The sequence below is a fragment of the Streptomyces sp. NPDC050564 genome (genome assembly GCF_044457265.1).
GTDB lineage: Bacteria > Actinomycetota > Actinomycetes > Streptomycetales > Streptomycetaceae > Streptomyces.
Genome location: NZ_JBITGS010000029.1, coordinates 101,982 through 117,132, shown reverse-complemented (window position 1 = coordinate 117,132; position 15,151 = coordinate 101,982). Strand labels below are relative to the sequence as shown.

The 15,151-nt window shown below is 65.9% G+C and carries 14 protein-coding genes and 1 pseudogene; 5 read left to right on the top strand and 10 right to left on the bottom strand.

All coding sequences use genetic code 11. The features are described from left to right. Positions 1–254 precede the first annotated feature (254 nt). Both ACIBK0_RS36825 and ACIBK0_RS36820 read left to right on the top strand, forming a co-directional pair. Entirely contained in the window at positions 255–1,160 is a 906-nt protein-coding gene (locus tag ACIBK0_RS36825; protein ID WP_399089564.1) for a hypothetical protein, read from the top strand. 289 nt (positions 1,161–1,449) lie between these two features. Then, complete coding sequence (locus ACIBK0_RS36820; protein ID WP_399089561.1) at positions 1,450–2,037, top strand: SMI1/KNR4 family protein; 588 nt, start codon at positions 1,450–1,452, stop codon at positions 2,035–2,037. 55 nt (positions 2,038–2,092) lie between these two features. On the opposite strand, the gene ACIBK0_RS36815 is transcribed toward ACIBK0_RS36820, so the two are convergent. The 7 genes from ACIBK0_RS36815 to ACIBK0_RS36785 form a co-directional block, all read right to left on the bottom strand. Further along, positions 2,093–6,556, bottom strand: a complete 4,464-nt coding sequence (locus tag ACIBK0_RS36815) for a hypothetical protein (protein ID WP_399089558.1) — start codon at positions 6,554–6,556, stop codon at positions 2,093–2,095. A gap of 19 nt (positions 6,557–6,575) precedes the next feature. Further along, positions 6,576–6,860: a hypothetical protein gene (locus ACIBK0_RS36810; protein WP_399089555.1), complete on the bottom strand. Its 285-nt coding sequence runs from the start codon at positions 6,858–6,860 to the stop codon at positions 6,576–6,578. A gap of 206 nt (positions 6,861–7,066) precedes the next feature. Beyond that, on the bottom strand, positions 7,067–8,083 hold the full coding sequence (locus ACIBK0_RS36805; protein WP_399089552.1) for a hypothetical protein: 1,017 nt from the start codon (positions 8,081–8,083) through the stop codon (positions 7,067–7,069). A gap of 12 nt (positions 8,084–8,095) precedes the next feature. Next, a complete protein-coding gene (locus ACIBK0_RS36800) occupies positions 8,096–8,611 on the bottom strand; it encodes a hypothetical protein (RefSeq protein ID WP_399089549.1) in 516 nt (171 codons plus the stop codon). Positions 8,612–8,806: 195 nt separating this feature from the next. After that, entirely contained in the window at positions 8,807–9,043 is a 237-nt protein-coding gene (locus ACIBK0_RS36795; protein WP_399089546.1) for a hypothetical protein, read from the bottom strand. Positions 9,044–9,166: 123 nt separating this feature from the next. Continuing rightward, a complete protein-coding gene (locus ACIBK0_RS36790) occupies positions 9,167–9,505 on the bottom strand; it encodes a hypothetical protein (protein WP_399089543.1) in 339 nt (112 codons plus the stop codon). A gap of 92 nt (positions 9,506–9,597) precedes the next feature. Continuing rightward, positions 9,598–9,783, bottom strand: coding sequence for a hypothetical protein (locus ACIBK0_RS36785; RefSeq protein ID WP_399089540.1), 186 nt, complete (start codon positions 9,781–9,783; stop codon positions 9,598–9,600). An 88-nt stretch (positions 9,784–9,871) separates the two neighbouring features. On the opposite strand from ACIBK0_RS36785, the gene ACIBK0_RS36780 reads away from it, so the two are divergent. Beyond that, positions 9,872–10,414 carry a GNAT family N-acetyltransferase gene (locus ACIBK0_RS36780; protein ID WP_399089658.1) on the top strand — a complete coding sequence of 181 codons (543 nt, stop codon included), beginning with the start codon at positions 9,872–9,874 and terminating at the stop codon, positions 10,412–10,414. An 87-nt stretch (positions 10,415–10,501) separates the two neighbouring features. On the opposite strand, the pseudogene ACIBK0_RS36775 reads toward ACIBK0_RS36780, so the two are convergent. Beyond that, positions 10,502–10,828: pseudogene (locus ACIBK0_RS36775) on the bottom strand (IS5/IS1182 family transposase); the annotation flags it as partial. Positions 10,829–11,136: 308 nt separating this feature from the next. Between ACIBK0_RS36775 and ACIBK0_RS36770 the strand changes: the two are divergent. Continuing rightward, entirely contained in the window at positions 11,137–12,303 is a 1,167-nt protein-coding gene (locus ACIBK0_RS36770; RefSeq protein WP_399089537.1) for a serine hydrolase domain-containing protein, read from the top strand. 144 nt (positions 12,304–12,447) lie between these two features. Continuing rightward, entirely contained in the window at positions 12,448–13,173 is a 726-nt protein-coding gene (locus tag ACIBK0_RS36765) for a winged helix-turn-helix domain-containing protein (RefSeq protein WP_399089534.1), read from the top strand. A 288-nt stretch (positions 13,174–13,461) separates the two neighbouring features. On the opposite strand, the gene ACIBK0_RS36760 is transcribed toward ACIBK0_RS36765, so the two are convergent. Together ACIBK0_RS36760 and ACIBK0_RS36755 are read right to left on the bottom strand one after the other, a co-directional pair. Then, positions 13,462–14,925: an MFS transporter gene (locus ACIBK0_RS36760; RefSeq protein ID WP_399089531.1), complete on the bottom strand. Its 1,464-nt coding sequence runs from the start codon at positions 14,923–14,925 to the stop codon at positions 13,462–13,464. After that, positions 14,915–15,103, bottom strand: coding sequence for a hypothetical protein (locus ACIBK0_RS36755; protein ID WP_399089528.1), 189 nt, complete (start codon positions 15,101–15,103; stop codon positions 14,915–14,917). Before ACIBK0_RS36755 ends, ACIBK0_RS36760 begins: the two co-directional genes overlap by 11 nt. Between the last annotated feature and the right edge of the window lie 48 nt (positions 15,104–15,151).

Sequence of the window (15,151 nt, the reverse complement as noted above, 5' to 3'; positions counted from 1 at the left end):
GGTGCTGCACCTTGGCGAAGGCAACCTTCCGCCCACCTTGACCACAGGCTCCCCACCGGAGTGACTCCCCCTCGTCAACGGGGCCACCGGAACGGCTCCAACGCCGTCATCACATCGGTCACTGCCAGATCATCCTGCCTGACGACACTTGGGCGGTCGTGTTATAGGGAGGTATAAGGAGGCCGGTGACTTGCCTGGAGAGTCGTACGGCGGTACATACGGGGCACGCGCGCTGGGGAATCGGGGGGACGGGGATGGTAGTGCTGTGGCGCCTGGGAGTGCAGTCGAGGCGGGAGCAACAAGAGGAAGAGCGGCAGGCGGAGCGTACGCGGCTGCTGCGAAAGCCGCTCGAAGAGCTCGTGGAAGGGCTTCCGGAATTTCGAGGGATCGTGCCGCTGCTGGTATGTGATTTCGAGTTCATGGATTCGGAGGCGGAGGATTCCTTAGAAGAGCGAGATTGGCTGACAGTGCGTCGCATGACGATCGGCGCTTTCAGCGCAGCAAAAGCTCGCGGTGACGTGGCATCTGAGTTCGTTGATAACGACGAGCAGCGAAAAAGGATCAATTCAGAGGAGGTTGCCAAGATCCTGGAGGCTCGGAGGGAGAAGATTGCCGCCTTCATCGATGAGCTATCCGGGGTACGGGCGCGGAGGCGCTACGCGCGAGGATTTTACTTGGGGGTGGGGGCCAGTATCCTGGTGTTGGTACTGGTTGGGCTGGTCATGAAAGACCTCGTAATCACGCTTCGCAGTCCACTGAACGGGGGAAAGCAGCTCAACCCAAAGGAATTCTTCGCCTATAGGGATTCGCTGGCGTGCCTTGGGGGCGGTTCGTTGGGTGCCTCAATCAGCGTGCTGCTACGTCTCGGAGCCGAACATCGGGTTCCGCACCGCACAACATCGAAGAGGACGGCCCTCTACCGCATCACCTTGGGCTGGCTGTTCGCAGCCGGGATCTTATGTATGGTCAAAGGTCATATCGTGGCGGTCTTCCCAGATCCGACAGAGACTCTACTGAAGAGCGATGATCCGTTCAATAATGCTGCTGTCGCGCAGTCGTTCTTCTTCTGGGTTGGGATCGGGATTCTGGCGGGATTCAACGAACGGTGGGTCAAACGGCTGATCTCGCAGCCGATTAGCGACAAGGACAAGGGTGCGTAGCTCTGCTCAGTGACGCCCATCCTCCTGAGTGCCCAAGGCGGGCGGGTTGTTCCTCACAAAACATGCCAACTCCCGCCGGGGGTGGCGTTACGGCCAGAATCGGCTCCCCGCATCCGGCCTCCGGCCGCGGATCAGTGCGGCCGTAGCGGCCCGAGTGAGTCGGTGCAGCCAGCCCCCGGTCCGTCAGTCGCTTCAGCCTGGCCCGCATATAACCGACGAACCGTCACGAAATTTTGAGGCTAAAATGCGGAGTCGAGGTTGTGACCTTGGGGGTGAAGGTGAGGTTCCGATGGACAGTGCTGTCGAATGCTGGGTGAAGATCACCGACTGGCTGAGGGAATGCGCGCCCGGTACCTACGCGCAGCTTTCGTCGCCGGCCACGCCGGAGATGATCCATGGGACCGAGCAGAGGATCGGTTCGGTGATCCACCCTGACCTGAGGAGCATTCTCCTGGTCAACAACGGATGCGACAAGCCGGGCATGGACCGCACGACTCTGATAAGCCCGAACTACTGCGACGTGACGAATAATGGTCTCGGCATTCTTGGTCTGACGCACATCGAGGCGGTCCATGAGCACATGATGTGGATTCACCGCAACGCGGTCGAGGAGGGTGCCGCTGACGAAGATGACCCCCTGTGGAAACCCTCATATATTCCCGTCACGTCTGAATGGGACGGCTTTTACGGCACCTTCGTCGACTCGGGGACCGGCGAGGTCGGACGTTGGGCCGAAGGGGAGACGACGAAGCGTCACCAAGGCACCTCCCTGGCAGACCTCCTCACGGATGCGTTCGAGCGGCTTCGTCACGCCCACCTGAATGATGAAGGATTCCCGAGGGTCGACAACGGGTTCCTCATGTGGAACAAATACTGACCCTGAACACGAATGTGCGGCCCTGCGAATCATCGCAGGGCCGCGCATTTTCGTTCTACAGGGTGAACCCGTTCAGGTCCAGCCAGTATTCGTCGCCGTCCAGCAGACGGTTCTTGTTACTGAACCCGTATGCTCCGCCGAACGCGGACATGGAGCCGGAGTTCTGCCGCCCCGACATGCTGGAGCGTCCACACCCCTCGCGCCAGGTCGGATTCGGGAAGTCGGCACGCAGGTCGATGTACCACGAGCCGTCGGCCCTCTTGCCGACGAAGGTCTGTACGCACTCGTTGCCGTTGGTCTTCACCGGGTTTGTGCCGCCGATGCTCGCCGGCGTTCCGCCGCTCTGGTAGGAGGCGGCGAAGGCAATCTCGTCACAACTGACGGTGTCAGATGCGGATTGCAGGGCCGTACCCGGGCCGTTCTGCGGAAGGTAGGGGGTGAAGTTGTCCACGGTTCTTCCACAGATGGTGGAGCGGTTGACGTCCCGCTGTGTCTTGGTGGGGTCGGAAGGCGCCATCACCTCCTCCCCGAGGTACTTCAGCGGCTCTCCCTGCCCCTTGAGTCCAAAGTGGCTGGGAAGCTTGTTCTGCATCAGCCAGGCATGCGCAGCCGCCGCCGACCACTTCTTGGTGTTCATGACGTACGTCGGCTTGTACCAGCCGAAGACGCAGCCCGGCGTGGTCTTGGCCTTGGTGTCGCAGCGAACGACGAGGGCGTCCTTTTCCACGACGGCGTTGTCCTTCGTGGCAGACCCGTTGAGGGAGGCGTTGGCCTCCCAATAGGGGGTGATGTCCCCCTTGATGCCCGTTGTTCCGCTCTGATCCCAGGTGAGGTTCCTGGTGTAGGTGGCAGTGTGCGGGTCGCCCTTGGTCCAGGTGTCGGATCCTGCCCACTGAGGTGTGCTGACTGAGCAGTACCCGCGGCATTTCGCGTCGAAGATGAACCGCGCCGTGTAGATTCCGTCCGTCATGGAGAGAAGACTGACGTTCGCTTCTTCCTTGATGGTGGCGGAATTCGGATCCGGGTGGACACTCAGGCGTACGTTGAACGTCGCGCTTCCGATATACGCGCCGGTGCTGGAGTCGTACGCGGAGATTTTGATGTCGTCGTACGCGCATGCGGAGGTGCGGTTGTAGGTGATGGACTTCTCCGTCACCGAGCACGTATCCGTGTCGTTGCCGCTCACCGCGGCGGTGGCGTTAACGTTCGACGCCGACATCGCGGACAGTGCGGCTCCGCCCCCAGGGGTGAAGAAGGGCTCGTCGATACTCTGCGGCGTGGTGTAGTCCGCCGGGTCCGGAGCGGAGTCGTCCGGGGCCGGGAAAGTGCCGTTGTCGGGGATGCCGGAGTAGTCGCCGGGGACGAACGCGACGGCGTCGTAGGCGATGTCAGCGGATCCGTCGCCGCCATTGAAGTTGTCCAGGGTCACCTTGGGGACGACGTCGCCGAAGCGGTAGCTGCCGAGGTCGACCCACTTGTTGGACTGGTTGTCCTTCTGGGAGATCGTCTTGGTCTCGGTGCCCCACTGGGTGGTGATCTTGTAGTTGGCAGCGCCCGTCTGCGCTCCGTGATCGGGGACGAACGCGAACACCTTGGCCTGGCCGCCATACTCGGTGATCTTCCGGCCCAGGGTCCAGGTGCCGGTGACCTTCATACGGTCGCCGGGCGCTGGGTACGACTCGGGGCTGCGGGTGTGGGTGAACCAGAAGTGGTTGCCGTATCCGGCGCCGATCTGATGGGTGTCGATCTTGCCGGGATAGGTGGTGATGGTCTGCCCGGTGTCGGCGTCGATGATGTCGGAGGGCTGGTAGTTGAGGGTGAACGTTCCGTCGGACTTGGCCGCGCCGCAGCCGCGTGAGTCGGAGCCGGCCGGAGTGGTGCCGTCGGGGATGTCGTCCACGATCAGCGCGCCGGAGTCCAGGCCGCTGGTGCATTTCGGCGGGTAGGAGTTGGCGTCGGCCTGCTCGGGGTAGCTGGTGTTGAAGCGGTGGACCTGGTGGCCGCACTCGGCCTGCTTGTCACAGTCCTTCCACTGGGCCGGTTTGTCCCACCAGCAGTGCAGCCAGTGCGGGTTGGTGTCGCTGTCACCGGAGTCGAGGGTGCAGGCGCCTTGACCGGGGTCGTTGGAATCGGTGTCGCTGATCTTGGACGGGTCACAGTTGTTGGATGCGTCGCAGAACAGGTCGATCGGCGGCTTGACCGCAGTGCGCTCGGCCACGGTGTTCCACCAGGCGGCCAGGTAGCCGGGGCGGAAGTCGTTGACGCCGAACATGGCGGAGATGGGGCGCGCTGCCCATCCGAGGACCTTCTCCTCATACGGCCAGTCCTGCGGGTGCGCGGCGTGGGAGTAGTCGTCCTTGGACGGGTCGGTGGCGTTTTGCAGGAACGGAACCCGGTTGGCCTTCCACAGGGCGTTGGCCGGGTTGTTGGTCCAACCGAGGCCCATGTGTCCTTCGGAGTCCGGGGTGTTGTAGAAGCCGGAGTTGTAGGCCCACAGAGCGAAGAACCAGTTCTCGATCCACTGAGGGTTGCCGCCGTTGATCTTCATCCCGGCGTAGTAGGTGTCGTTCCACTTGTGGGAGAGAATCTGCACGCCGTAGGCGATGTTGGTGGCGTAGTCCAGGGCGACGGCGTCCTGCGTGTTGGGCGGAAGGGCGGTTTCGCCGTCCTTCGTCTTGCCCGCGAGGCGCATGCCGTCGGTGGCCTGCGTAATGCCGTAGCCGCAGTCGGCCTTGGAGAAGTTGATCCGCCAGGGGTCGGCCTGCGTGCCGTCGGAGGTGTACTGGGTGCCGTAGTAGTTGCCTATGAGGCTATTGGCAGTCACACCGGGCACAGCGAAGCGGGTGGCCTGCCACATGTTGGATTCCTGCGCGGTGACGCCGAGCATCACCTGTGAGGGAATGTGCCAGCGGTCGGTGACGGCCGGGTCCTCGTTGTCGAGGGTGCCGTTGGGGTCGCCGGCGAGGACGACCGGCGGGAACAGCCCCTGCGGGCTGTAGGAGTCCATGCCGGTGTTCTTCCAGTTTGCCGGCCGGTTGATGTGCAGCGAGCCGACGACGGCCTGGTCCACTGCCCACTCCACCTGTCGGGGAGTCGGCTGGAATGCCTGCTTCTTGGCATCGTTGCGGGCCACCGCACAGTAGCGCTCATCAGCGCCCTCGCTCGGACCGATCGGCGACGCCGTCAGCACCTGGGTGCGCGCCATCTGCGTGGACATACCCGCGCTGTCACCGCTGACCGACGGCTTCGCGGACGATTCTTTCCCCGTCGGGATGCCCAGCGCCGGGGAGGGGCGGCTTCCGGCCTCGGCCCGCTTGGCGGACAGCTGAGGTGTGGCGTCCAGCTCGGTGTGCTTGCCGGTGGCGACCACGTCCAGAGTGATCCGTGCATCCCGGACCTGCTTGGCCTCCTCGGGCGTGATCAGACTGGTCTTGCCGTCCGCCCAAGACGTGGACGCGCCCGCGTGGCCCAGACTCGACATGCGGGCACCCTTGGCAAGATGCCCCGGGTTCTTCACCGCACCCGGCAGAGTCCCCTTGCTCTTGGCCTCACCCGTGAGGAACACCGTGCCGCCAGGGGTGGCGGACAGGTCCCAGTCGGTGAGTTTTCCTTCAGCCACCGTCTTCGGGGTGGTCTTCTTCCCCATGACCTGCGCAACGTCCAGGTGCTTGGCCCAGGACTTCGCCTTGGTCTTCTTAGTGTCGGCTTCCCGGTCGATGAACGTCACGCCGTCGCCGCTGTCAGCCGCTATCTGGAACGGCACATGCTTCGTTACGGCGAGGACGGTTTCCTTTCGCCCGTTGATGCGGACGAGCTTGTTGCCGTGGCCGGCCACGATGCCGTGCCGGGTCGGGACAGCTGAGGTGACCTGACCAGGGAAGGCGACCGGCTGGGATTGTTTGCCTGTGGCTGCGTCCACGGTGATCAGACGGGTCTTCTGCTCCTTGTCCCCGTCGTAGGTCAGCTGGGTGAACACCACATCGTCCCCGGTGCCGCAGCCCGGAGAGAAGTAGGCCAGCGACGCGGTGAACGGCAGCTTGGTGACCTTGCCGCTGCCCAGGTCGACAACGGCGGTGAACGCGCCGCGCACCATGAGCTCGGGGTTGTTGGTGAATGTCCTGGGCGCATAGGCGATAGCCGCGTACTTCCCGGAACCGGTCACGCACGCGTTACCGATCCAGCTGTCCGCATCGAATCCGTCTTCGCGCAGGGTGGCTACGGTGGTGAACTTGTAGCCGTCTGTTTCCTTGCCTGTCAGGACATGGAAGCCGGTGCCGTCGCCGGAGGTGGACAGGGCCACATCCTTGGAAGAAGAGTAGTTCTTTCCCAGGACGGAAGTGCGGTCCTTCTTGCTGACCTCGTGGGGCTTGCTCGTTGTTTTCGGCAGGCTTTTGCCGCCTTGAACGGCGTTGTCGGGGACCTTCGGTCCCTGAGCCTGCGCGGAGGTGGACAGGGACGAGGCGATAATCGCTGTCGCTGCCGCTATCTCCACCGCGCGTTTCCACTGTCTTATACGCACAGTAAAGGTGTTCCCTTTTCTATTTTCGGTCGACGATGGGAGTGAATTCATCGACGTAAATCTTCGGAATCTGCGGAACCGGACCCATGCCTTCCGAGCCGATTACGGCGTCATCCCGTCCGGTTTTGCCCGGAGGGACATCCTGAAGCCAGAACCGGTTGTGCGCGGTCCAGCCCTTACCGTCAGCGATGCTGATCTGGATCGAGTACGTCGCATCCCGCTGGTAGGTATTGGCCACCTCGATCTCGGTACGCACACCGCTGCTTTCCGGCGTGGCACGAACGATCAGGTCTCCGTACTCCAAGACACGCGTACGGCCTTCGGAGTGCACCGAAGCCACAGGCGATGGACGCACTTGCGGACTGCTCTGCTCCGTGGTCGGAGTCGCCGGCCGCTGCGACGCGGGGGCCCTGTCAGCGGCGCCGTCCGTACACCCGGCGGCCAGCACGCACGCCGCCATCAGGCACAGTGCCCGGACCATGCACGGTCCAGGCACTACTGCACCAGCCTTCACCGGGCGGAAGCCGCCATCTGCTTGCGCGCGGCGGCGATTTCCTTGCCGTGCTGCTCCTCAATGCCGGTCAGCTGGCTCTTGTTGTCGGCGATCTGCTTGTCCTGGATCGCAGACTCCACACCGAACCAAGTCTTCACCAGGTCCGTCTGCTTCTTGCAGTCGATGTCGTCGACCGCCAGAGCGATGGACTCCTGCGACGGCTCCCCATCGTTGGTGACGCCCTGGTCCATCGCCTTGTACGGATCGGCAAGTCCCTTGTGTCCCTTGCCGTCCATGCATGAAGACCACGCGGCGATGGCCTTGATGACCTTGTCGTCCTTCATCGACTGCACCAGGCTGTCCCCGGCGAGCTGCGCCACGAAGGTCGAGTCGGCTTCCTTCACGTCGAGTTGATCCTTGGACCAGCCGATGCAGCCGCCCGTCTTCAACTTCTTTCCGTTGTATTCCGCCCGAGCGGGCTTCGTGCCCTGGCCGGGTCTGGCGACCGGCTCTCCCGCCTTGACTTCCTTGGGGGCCTTGGGCAGTTCGGGCTTGGTGTGGCCGGTCAGGACCTCGACCTCGACACCGGACAGATCACGCATGGTCTGCTCGGTGTGCTCCTGCAGCGCAGGGGGGAGCTCGTAGCCATACTTCTCGGCCTCAGCCCGGTCGGTGATGCCATAACGGCGTTCGATGTTGGCGTCGTTGTCACTGGGAGGCGGGTTGGCGCCGGCTCGCGGCAGCGTCAGGTCGATGCCATAGTCCTTCATACAGGACTGCTGAAGATCGTTGGCCGCCTGCTCGACGGTGACCTGGTCCTCGTAAGAGGCCATGTACGCCTCCAGCGGAAGGGTCAGATCCTTGGTCAGGCCACTGGTGGGAATCTTCTTGGGCCAGTTTTCCTTGTTCACGATCGGTTTGCCGTCGGCCGCGTTCTTCGTGGTGTCCGGAGTCGTGCCGGAGGAGCAGGCACTGACCAGGAGAGCTGAAGCGGTCAGGGCGACTGCGGTGGCTGTCCGCTTGATGTGCTTCACGGGGTTTCCTTCTTATGCGAAGTGGGAGGACGCGTTGTTGTTCTTAAGGGCGGAGATCAGGTTGGTGATGTTGCAGTCTCCGTAGGGTTCGTTCTTCGCGAAGTACTGAGATGTGCCGCCGTAGCCGGAGTTGAAGTACACGCGGTAGTTGTCGCCTTCGGCGCAGTTCTGCACGGATGCCGCATTGTTCTTCATGTACTGGCCGTTGCCATTGCCGCCGTTGCCGAAGACGTACCGGTAGGTCGTCAGTGAGGATCCCTGGTATTGGCTCGTACCCCAGTGGTCGGACACGTTGCCGTAGAACGTCGTGAACGCCGACTTGTAGTAGCCATCCTGGATGGCAATGTCCTTCGAGTTGTAGAACAGCCACAGATCACCGTACGAGCAGGAGATCCATGGAACATCACAGTTGTCGCTGACGTTGTACTCCGCCGCATGCGCCGGACCGGCGGTCGCCATCACAGCCGCTACGGCCGCGAAGGACGTAGCGAAGGCGGCTGTCTTCTTCTTGAAGCGGATACCCCTCATCACATCTCCATCGATAGATCATTTATGCGAGAAGGATCTTCACATCACGGTGGGTGTCATGACCATGGCCGTTGCATGATCGAGACCTGCCTGGGTTCGTCACGTGTGACCGAGGGCTCGTAGGGGCCGGTGGTAGTCGCGGCTGGTGCCGGCCGCGATGTGCTTCACTCCAGCTGCCCGGAGGGCTCTGACGGATCAACCGGAGCCGAAGCCCACTGTCGCCGACGTCGCGACGAGCACGGTGACTGGCATGCGTCCGCCCTTCGGTACCTGTTCAATCGCATACTCGGGCAGCTCTGTCACTGCCTTCAGGGGCGCGAGCTGTTGGACAAACGAACCGCCTTCCCCACCGAACTGGCCACCAAAACCTGCGTGTTGACAAAGTGAGGTGTCTGGCGCATCCTCACCAAGCCGCGCCTGCACGTACGTCACGCAGCCGCGCTCCTGCGTGCCCGGCGGGTTGACCAACATCGAGATTCGCACGCTGCCCGACGACCTTCGCCGCAGACAGCCGCCCACGACCGGCATGAGCATCCCGGAAACCGATCAACCCAGCTACTTGGCCTGCGACTTCAGGATGAACAGAGATGAGCGGACGGCGGCCGCGTACCGTCGGCGCATCGCTGGGCTGCGGAACGATGACGGGCCTCGGGACTGGCGGCCCTGGTAGCCGCTACTCGTCGTCCTCCAGGCGGGCGAGAGCGTCTTTACCTGGTCGTTGAAGGCGACCACGGTCGGGGTCATTGCGTGTGCGCTGACCTCGGTCCGGAAGACGGTGACGTAGCGCTGGAAGCGGGCGGACCGGAGGGAGCCGCCGCCTTCGACCGCAAGACTCGCGGTGCTGACGGCGGCTTCCAACTCGCCGTTCAGTAGCAGGCTTTGGGCGAGCGCCATGCGGCAGATCCCCGGAGTGCGGCGCGTACTTCGGATCGGTGTCGTTCACTGCGCGCGGTGCGTGATCGACGGCTTCGCGGCGCATCATGAGGTCACGGAAGCAGTGGCACAGGTTCGCCCATGAGTTCCGCGGAGTCGAAGTAGCTGAGCCACGCGGGATCTTCGGTTGAGTCGGCCTGCTCGAAGTGGCGTTCCGCTTCGTTCATCGCACGGCCCGCGCCGATCGGATCGCCCGCGTTGGACGAAGCGCGAGCCTCCAAGGCTGAGTTGAGCGCCATGGCGCACAACCTGGCCCGGCCCTGGGGTGTGTATCGAAAGTGCCTGGTGAGGATGGCAGAGAGCCCATTTGTGATCCAGAATGATTGGATGGTCACGCTTGAGACTCCCCGTTTGATCCTGCGTCGCTGGCGCGAGGAAGACGTTGCGCCCATGGCTGCCGTCCATGCCGACCCCGAGGTCATGCGGTGGATCCGTGACGGCAGCGTCCGTGACGAACAGCAGACTCGCGGCGGGGTCCAGGCATGGGAGAGCGAGTGGGAGTCACAGGGCTTCGGCCTGTTCGCCGTGGAGATCCGGTCCACTGGCGAGCTGGCCGGGTTCACCGGCCTTTCGGTGCCCGACTTCTTGCCGGAGGTACTGCCGGCGGTTGAGGTCGGCTGGCGGCTGGGACGTTCCCACTGGGGGCAGGGCTTGGCCACCGAGGCCGCTGAGGCCGCTGTACGGTTCGGGTTCGAAGAGCGGGGGCTGGAGCGGATCGTCAGCATCACTCAAGTGGGCAACGAGGCCTCCGAACGGATCATGACCAAACTGGGGATGCATCTGGTCCGTGAGACCGTCAATCCCACCTGCGGTCGGCGAGTACGGGTGTTCGAGTTGTCGTCGGACCGGTACGTCACCACCACTCGTTGATGGCGGCAACCAGGACGGTAGCCTCGTAGCGGACCGCGAGTCGTACCTGGTGGCCACGGCTCGATGTCTCTTGAGGCGATTGATGCCGCACTCGACCGCGTGCCGGGCCTTGTAGTCCTCTGGTTCGAACTTCGGTGGCCGGCCACCGCTGGACCCGCGCTTCTTGCGGTTGCGGACCTGGTCGGCCCTGTCCGGAATGGTGCAGCGGTTACCGCGACGCTGCGGGTAGGCGCGCTTCTTGCGGGACGCGTACGCCTTGTCCGCCCGCACCCGTCGTAGGCGCACGCGGGGCCTGCCGCACCCCAGTCGGGGCACCCGGATGCGGCCCAGCACGACCTCGAACTGCGGAGAATCCCCGCGCTGCCCAGCCATGATCACGATGGACATGGGCTTCTGCCTCTGTTCAACGGCCAGGTGCAGCTTGGTGGTAAGACCGCCGCGGGAGCGTCCTGGCCCGTGGTCGTCCGGCTCGCAGGCGACACCGCCAGGCGGTTCCCGTTGGAACCATCAGGAGCCCTCCGGTTCGCTGCCTCACCCAGAGGCAGGCCCATCGGCCCGCCGTCCTCCCTGCGGCGCCCGGGGACGTGGCGGCGGGCGGTGGGTACGGCTCCGCGGCCGAACGACAGATGCGGTCCAGCGCCTTCCCTCCAGTCCGACCAGTCGGTACGTTCAACTGGCCCGGCTCCTTCCGGGTTCATTCGCGGACGCATGACGGAGGTCCCATGTCCCAGCACGCGCCTGATGTGCAAGGCCACTGCGATGCGCGCTTCTCGGCGGTGCGCGCCGCGTTCGAGGAGAACTTCCGCGAGCGCGACGAACTGGGAGCGGCCGTGACCGTCACGTTGGACGGGGAGACCGTGGTGGACCTGTGGGGCGGCTGGGCCGACGCGGCGCGCAGCCGCCGCTGGGAGCGCGAGACGCTGGTCAACGTGTGGTCGACGTCGAAGGGGCCGACCTCACTGTGTGCCCACATCCTGGCCGATCGGGGGCTGCTCGACTTCGACGCCCCGGTGGCCACGTACTGGCCGGAGTTCGCGGCGGCGGGCAAGGAGTCGGTCCTCGTGCGGCATCTGCTGTCGCACCGGGCGGGGCTGTCCGGGCTGCGTGAGCCGCACACGCTCGCACAGCTCTGCGACTGGGAGCTGACCGTCGAGCGCCTCACGGCCCAGGAGCCCTGGTGGGAGCCCGGGTCGCAGTCCGGCTATCACGCGCTCACGTTCGGCCACCTGGTCGGCGAGGTGGTGCGGCGGGTCTCGGGGCTGCTGCCGGGCGCGTTCCTGGAGCGGGAGGTGACCGGGCCCCTCGGCATCGACTTCACCATCGGACTGCCGGAGAAGGAGGCCGACCGGGCGGCCGAGCTGGTGCATCCGCCGGCCGCGTCCAGCAGTGAACAGGCCGCGATCTTCGCCCAGTTGGCGCCCGCAGCACTGGCCGCGCTGGCCAATCCGCTCGTCGGTGCGACCGAGGCGAACACGCCACAGTGGCGGGCGGCCGAGATCCCGGCCGCGAACGGCCACGGGACGGCCCGCGCGGTCGCCGCGCTGTACGCGATCTTCGCCCGGCGAGGCGCGTACGGCTCCCGGCAGGTGCTCTCGCCGGAGGCCGCCGAGCGGGTGCGCGAGGGGCAGGGCAGCTGCCGTGATCTGGTGCTGGGCGCCGGGTTCGAGAACGAGACCGAGATCGGGCTCGGGCTGTGGCTGAGCGGTCCCAACGGGTCGTACGGACCCAACCCGCGCGCTTTCGGACACGACGGCTTCGGCGGCTCCTGCGGCCTCGCCGACCCGGAGGCGGGCGTCTCCCTCGGGTACGTCATGAACCGCATGGGCCCGCACATCGCCGACGACCCAAGGAAGATGGCGCTCGTGGACGCCCTGTACGGCGCGCTCTGAGCACGTCCGCACCGTACGGAGGGTGCGGGCTGAAATCGGCCGAACTACCCAGCCGCTCTTTCCTGGTGGTTTAGACCAATGCTAGATGTGGTGCCGCAATGAGCCCGCACGGCTACGTCTTGTCACCACACAGGAGGCGCGGACATGGCCCGCACCACCCATCCATCCGACCACGAACCGCTGTACTCGCGGATCGCCACGCAACTGCTCGGCGAACTGCGCGACGGTTCCATTCCGCCCGGTGAACGACTGCCGGGAGAACGGGAGTTGGCCACCCGCTTCGGCGTGAGCCGGGAAACCGTACGACAGGCGCTGCAGATGCTGCGACGCAGCGGTCTGGTCTCCACCGACCGGCGCGGCAGCCACGCCACGCTGCCCGGCACCACCGCCGAGCACGTCCCGTCCCTCGACTTCCCCGTCGGCGCGCACACCGCCGAACCGTGCGCAGTCCAGCGGACCAGGGTGAACTGGGAGGCTCCCCCACCGGAACACGCACACGCGCTCGGACTCGCCCCACGACGCCCGACGCTGGTCCACCGCTACGAATCGGCGGCAGCGGACGGCACCGGGCTGCGGACGGCCGTGACCTCCTTCTCCACGGTCGCGGTGACCGAGGTCGAGGAGCTGGCACGCTATCGCGACCGCGCGGACGGCACCGCGGAGGCGCAGTTGCGCCGGGCGTACGACTGGATGCGCAGGGCCGGGCTGACCCTGCACCACCGGGACTCGATCACCCGGCTCCCGCAGTCCGTGCGGGTCACCCGGCGGGTGCACGACCAGTACGACCGGCCCTTGGAGATCACCGATCTGGTGGTGGACGCCCAACAGGACACCCTGGTCTACGAGTTCACCCTGCCGGCGGCCGGATGACCTCTCCCGGGCGGCGGAAGTACAACGTGCGGTGGAGCCCGTGGGACCGAGTTCCTCGGCGACGTCCTTCCCGAAGCTGGGCGCCTGCCCGCGTTCCACGCTGCGGGACGCGCTGGACTCTTCGGGGAGCATGAGGAGGGTGAGGGCTACGATGCGAGCACATCCTCGCCCGGACCGACTTCGCCGAGGACCCCGCCCGTATCGACCGCCCCCACGTCCTTCCCTCACCGCCTCCGCGTTCGCGGACGGGAGAGATCTGCCCCCGCCCTGGGCGGGGGCAGACCCGGCTCAGCTCTCCTCGGCCAACCCGGAGGCGGCGGCCGAGGCGCGCCCGGACCACATCGAGGAAGTCAGCGAGACCCCCGCGCCGACCAGCAGTACCGCGACCACGACCCATGACGCACGGCCGACCGCGTCGGTGAAGGCGACCCGTGGATCATGGACTTGGCGGACGCGATCGTCGAAGCGTGAGGTCATCAGCGTGCCGAGCACGCTGGTGCCGAGCACGGCGCCGATCTGACGGGCGGCGTTCACCGTGCCGCCCGCCTCGCCCTCGCGGCCACGCGGCACATGGCTGACGGCGAGCGCGGTGGACGGCGCGTTGGCGAGACCGCAGCCGAGACCGAAGACTACGAGGGCGGCGGCGTATCCGCCGAACGTGGTGCCGGGGTCGACGCGTGCGAAGAGCGTGGCTCCGACAGCCGCGAGCAGCAGACCCGCGGTGATCAGGGTGCGCGGCCCCAGGCGTCGTACGAGCACTCCGGCGAGCACCGAGGCGGCGATGAACGTGCCGAATTCCGCCAGGAGTTGAGCGCCCACCTCCAGGGCCGTCAGCCCCCGCACCCGTTGCAGCCAGAGCACCTCCAGGAGGGAGAGGCCGACGAAGCCGAACAGGACGGCCGCGGCGAGCAGCAGCGAGGCGCCGTAGGACGGGTCGCGCATCAGACGCAGGTCGACCATGGGGGCCGTACGGCGCAGTTCGACCACGGCGAATGCGGCAAGGAGGACGACCGCTGTGGCGGCGGCCGCGAGGGCCCGTCCGGATCCGTAGCCGTGATGGCCGCCGTCGATCAGCCAGAAGACCATGAGGGCGAGTCCGCCGATGGCCGTCGACTGGCCTGCCCAGTCGAGGCGTTGGGAAGGGTTGCGCGACTCCTCCACATGGCGCAGGGCGACCGCCGCACCGAGCGCAGCGACGACCAGGTTGAGCCAGAACGCGGTGTGCCAGGTCCACCAGCGCAGGGCCAGGCCCGCGGTGACGGGGCCGATCGCGAGGCCGAGTCCTGAGGTGGCCGCCCAGGCCGCGATCGCTCCGGCACGGCGCCGGGGGTCGGGGACGGCGTGGGTGATGAGCGCGAGCGAGCTGGGCGTGATGAGGGCGCCGCCGAGGCCCGCGACCGCCTGTCCGGCGAGGACGGCGGCCAGGTTCCCGGCGAAGACCAGCACCACTCCGCCCGCTGCCATCGCGGCGGCCCCGGCGAGGAAGACGCGCCGACGTCCCCACCGGTCGGCGAGCGCGCCCGCCCCCAGCACACAGGAGGCGACGACCAGCGTGTACATGCTGGGCACCCACACCAGGTCGGCCGCGGCGATGTGCAGGTCGTCCTGGACGGCACTGAGGGTGCCGATCGTCTGGGTGGTCTGCAGGAAGACAGTGAACAGGCCCAGACAGGCGGCGATCAGGACCGGCAACGGGCGCTCCCCATGGGCGAGTCGCGGCTCGGTCGCCGTGTCGCGCAGGTCAGACGCCATCGGGCACCCCACCGGACAGCGTGGCCTCGACCTGGCGGATGACATCGTCTGCGAGCACGCCGGCGTCGGCGAACGCGGCCCGCCCGCCCTGTGCGCCTTCCCCTGACGACCACAAGGGGTCGATGCGGGCCACGACGTCATCCGTCGCATGCGTGCTGTCGGGCAGAGGGGCCTTCATGTTTCCTCGCACGGTCGGTCCCGAAGGGGGAGATGAGTAGTTAGTTTG

Coding starts and splice junctions, on each gene's coding strand:
- ACIBK0_RS36825 (WP_399089564.1), top strand. CDS start 255: ATGGTAGTGCTGTGGCGCCTGGGAGTGCAGTCGAGGCGGGAGCAACAA.
- ACIBK0_RS36820 (WP_399089561.1), top strand. CDS start 1,450: ATGGACAGTGCTGTCGAATGCTGGGTGAAGATCACCGACTGGCTGAGG.
- ACIBK0_RS36800 (WP_399089549.1), bottom strand. CDS start 8,611: ATGAGGGGTATCCGCTTCAAGAAGAAGACAGCCGCCTTCGCTACGTCC.
- ACIBK0_RS36790 (WP_399089543.1), bottom strand. CDS start 9,505: ATGGCGCTCGCCCAAAGCCTGCTACTGAACGGCGAGTTGGAAGCCGCC.
- ACIBK0_RS36785 (WP_399089540.1), bottom strand. CDS start 9,783: ATGGCGCTCAACTCAGCCTTGGAGGCTCGCGCTTCGTCCAACGCGGGC.
- ACIBK0_RS36780 (WP_399089658.1), top strand. CDS start 9,872: ATGGTCACGCTTGAGACTCCCCGTTTGATCCTGCGTCGCTGGCGCGAG.
- ACIBK0_RS36770 (WP_399089537.1), top strand. CDS start 11,137: ATGTCCCAGCACGCGCCTGATGTGCAAGGCCACTGCGATGCGCGCTTC.
- ACIBK0_RS36765 (WP_399089534.1), top strand. CDS start 12,448: ATGGCCCGCACCACCCATCCATCCGACCACGAACCGCTGTACTCGCGG.
- ACIBK0_RS36760 (WP_399089531.1), bottom strand. CDS start 14,925: ATGGCGTCTGACCTGCGCGACACGGCGACCGAGCCGCGACTCGCCCAT.
- ACIBK0_RS36755 (WP_399089528.1), bottom strand. CDS start 15,103: ATGAAGGCCCCTCTGCCCGACAGCACGCATGCGACGGATGACGTCGTG.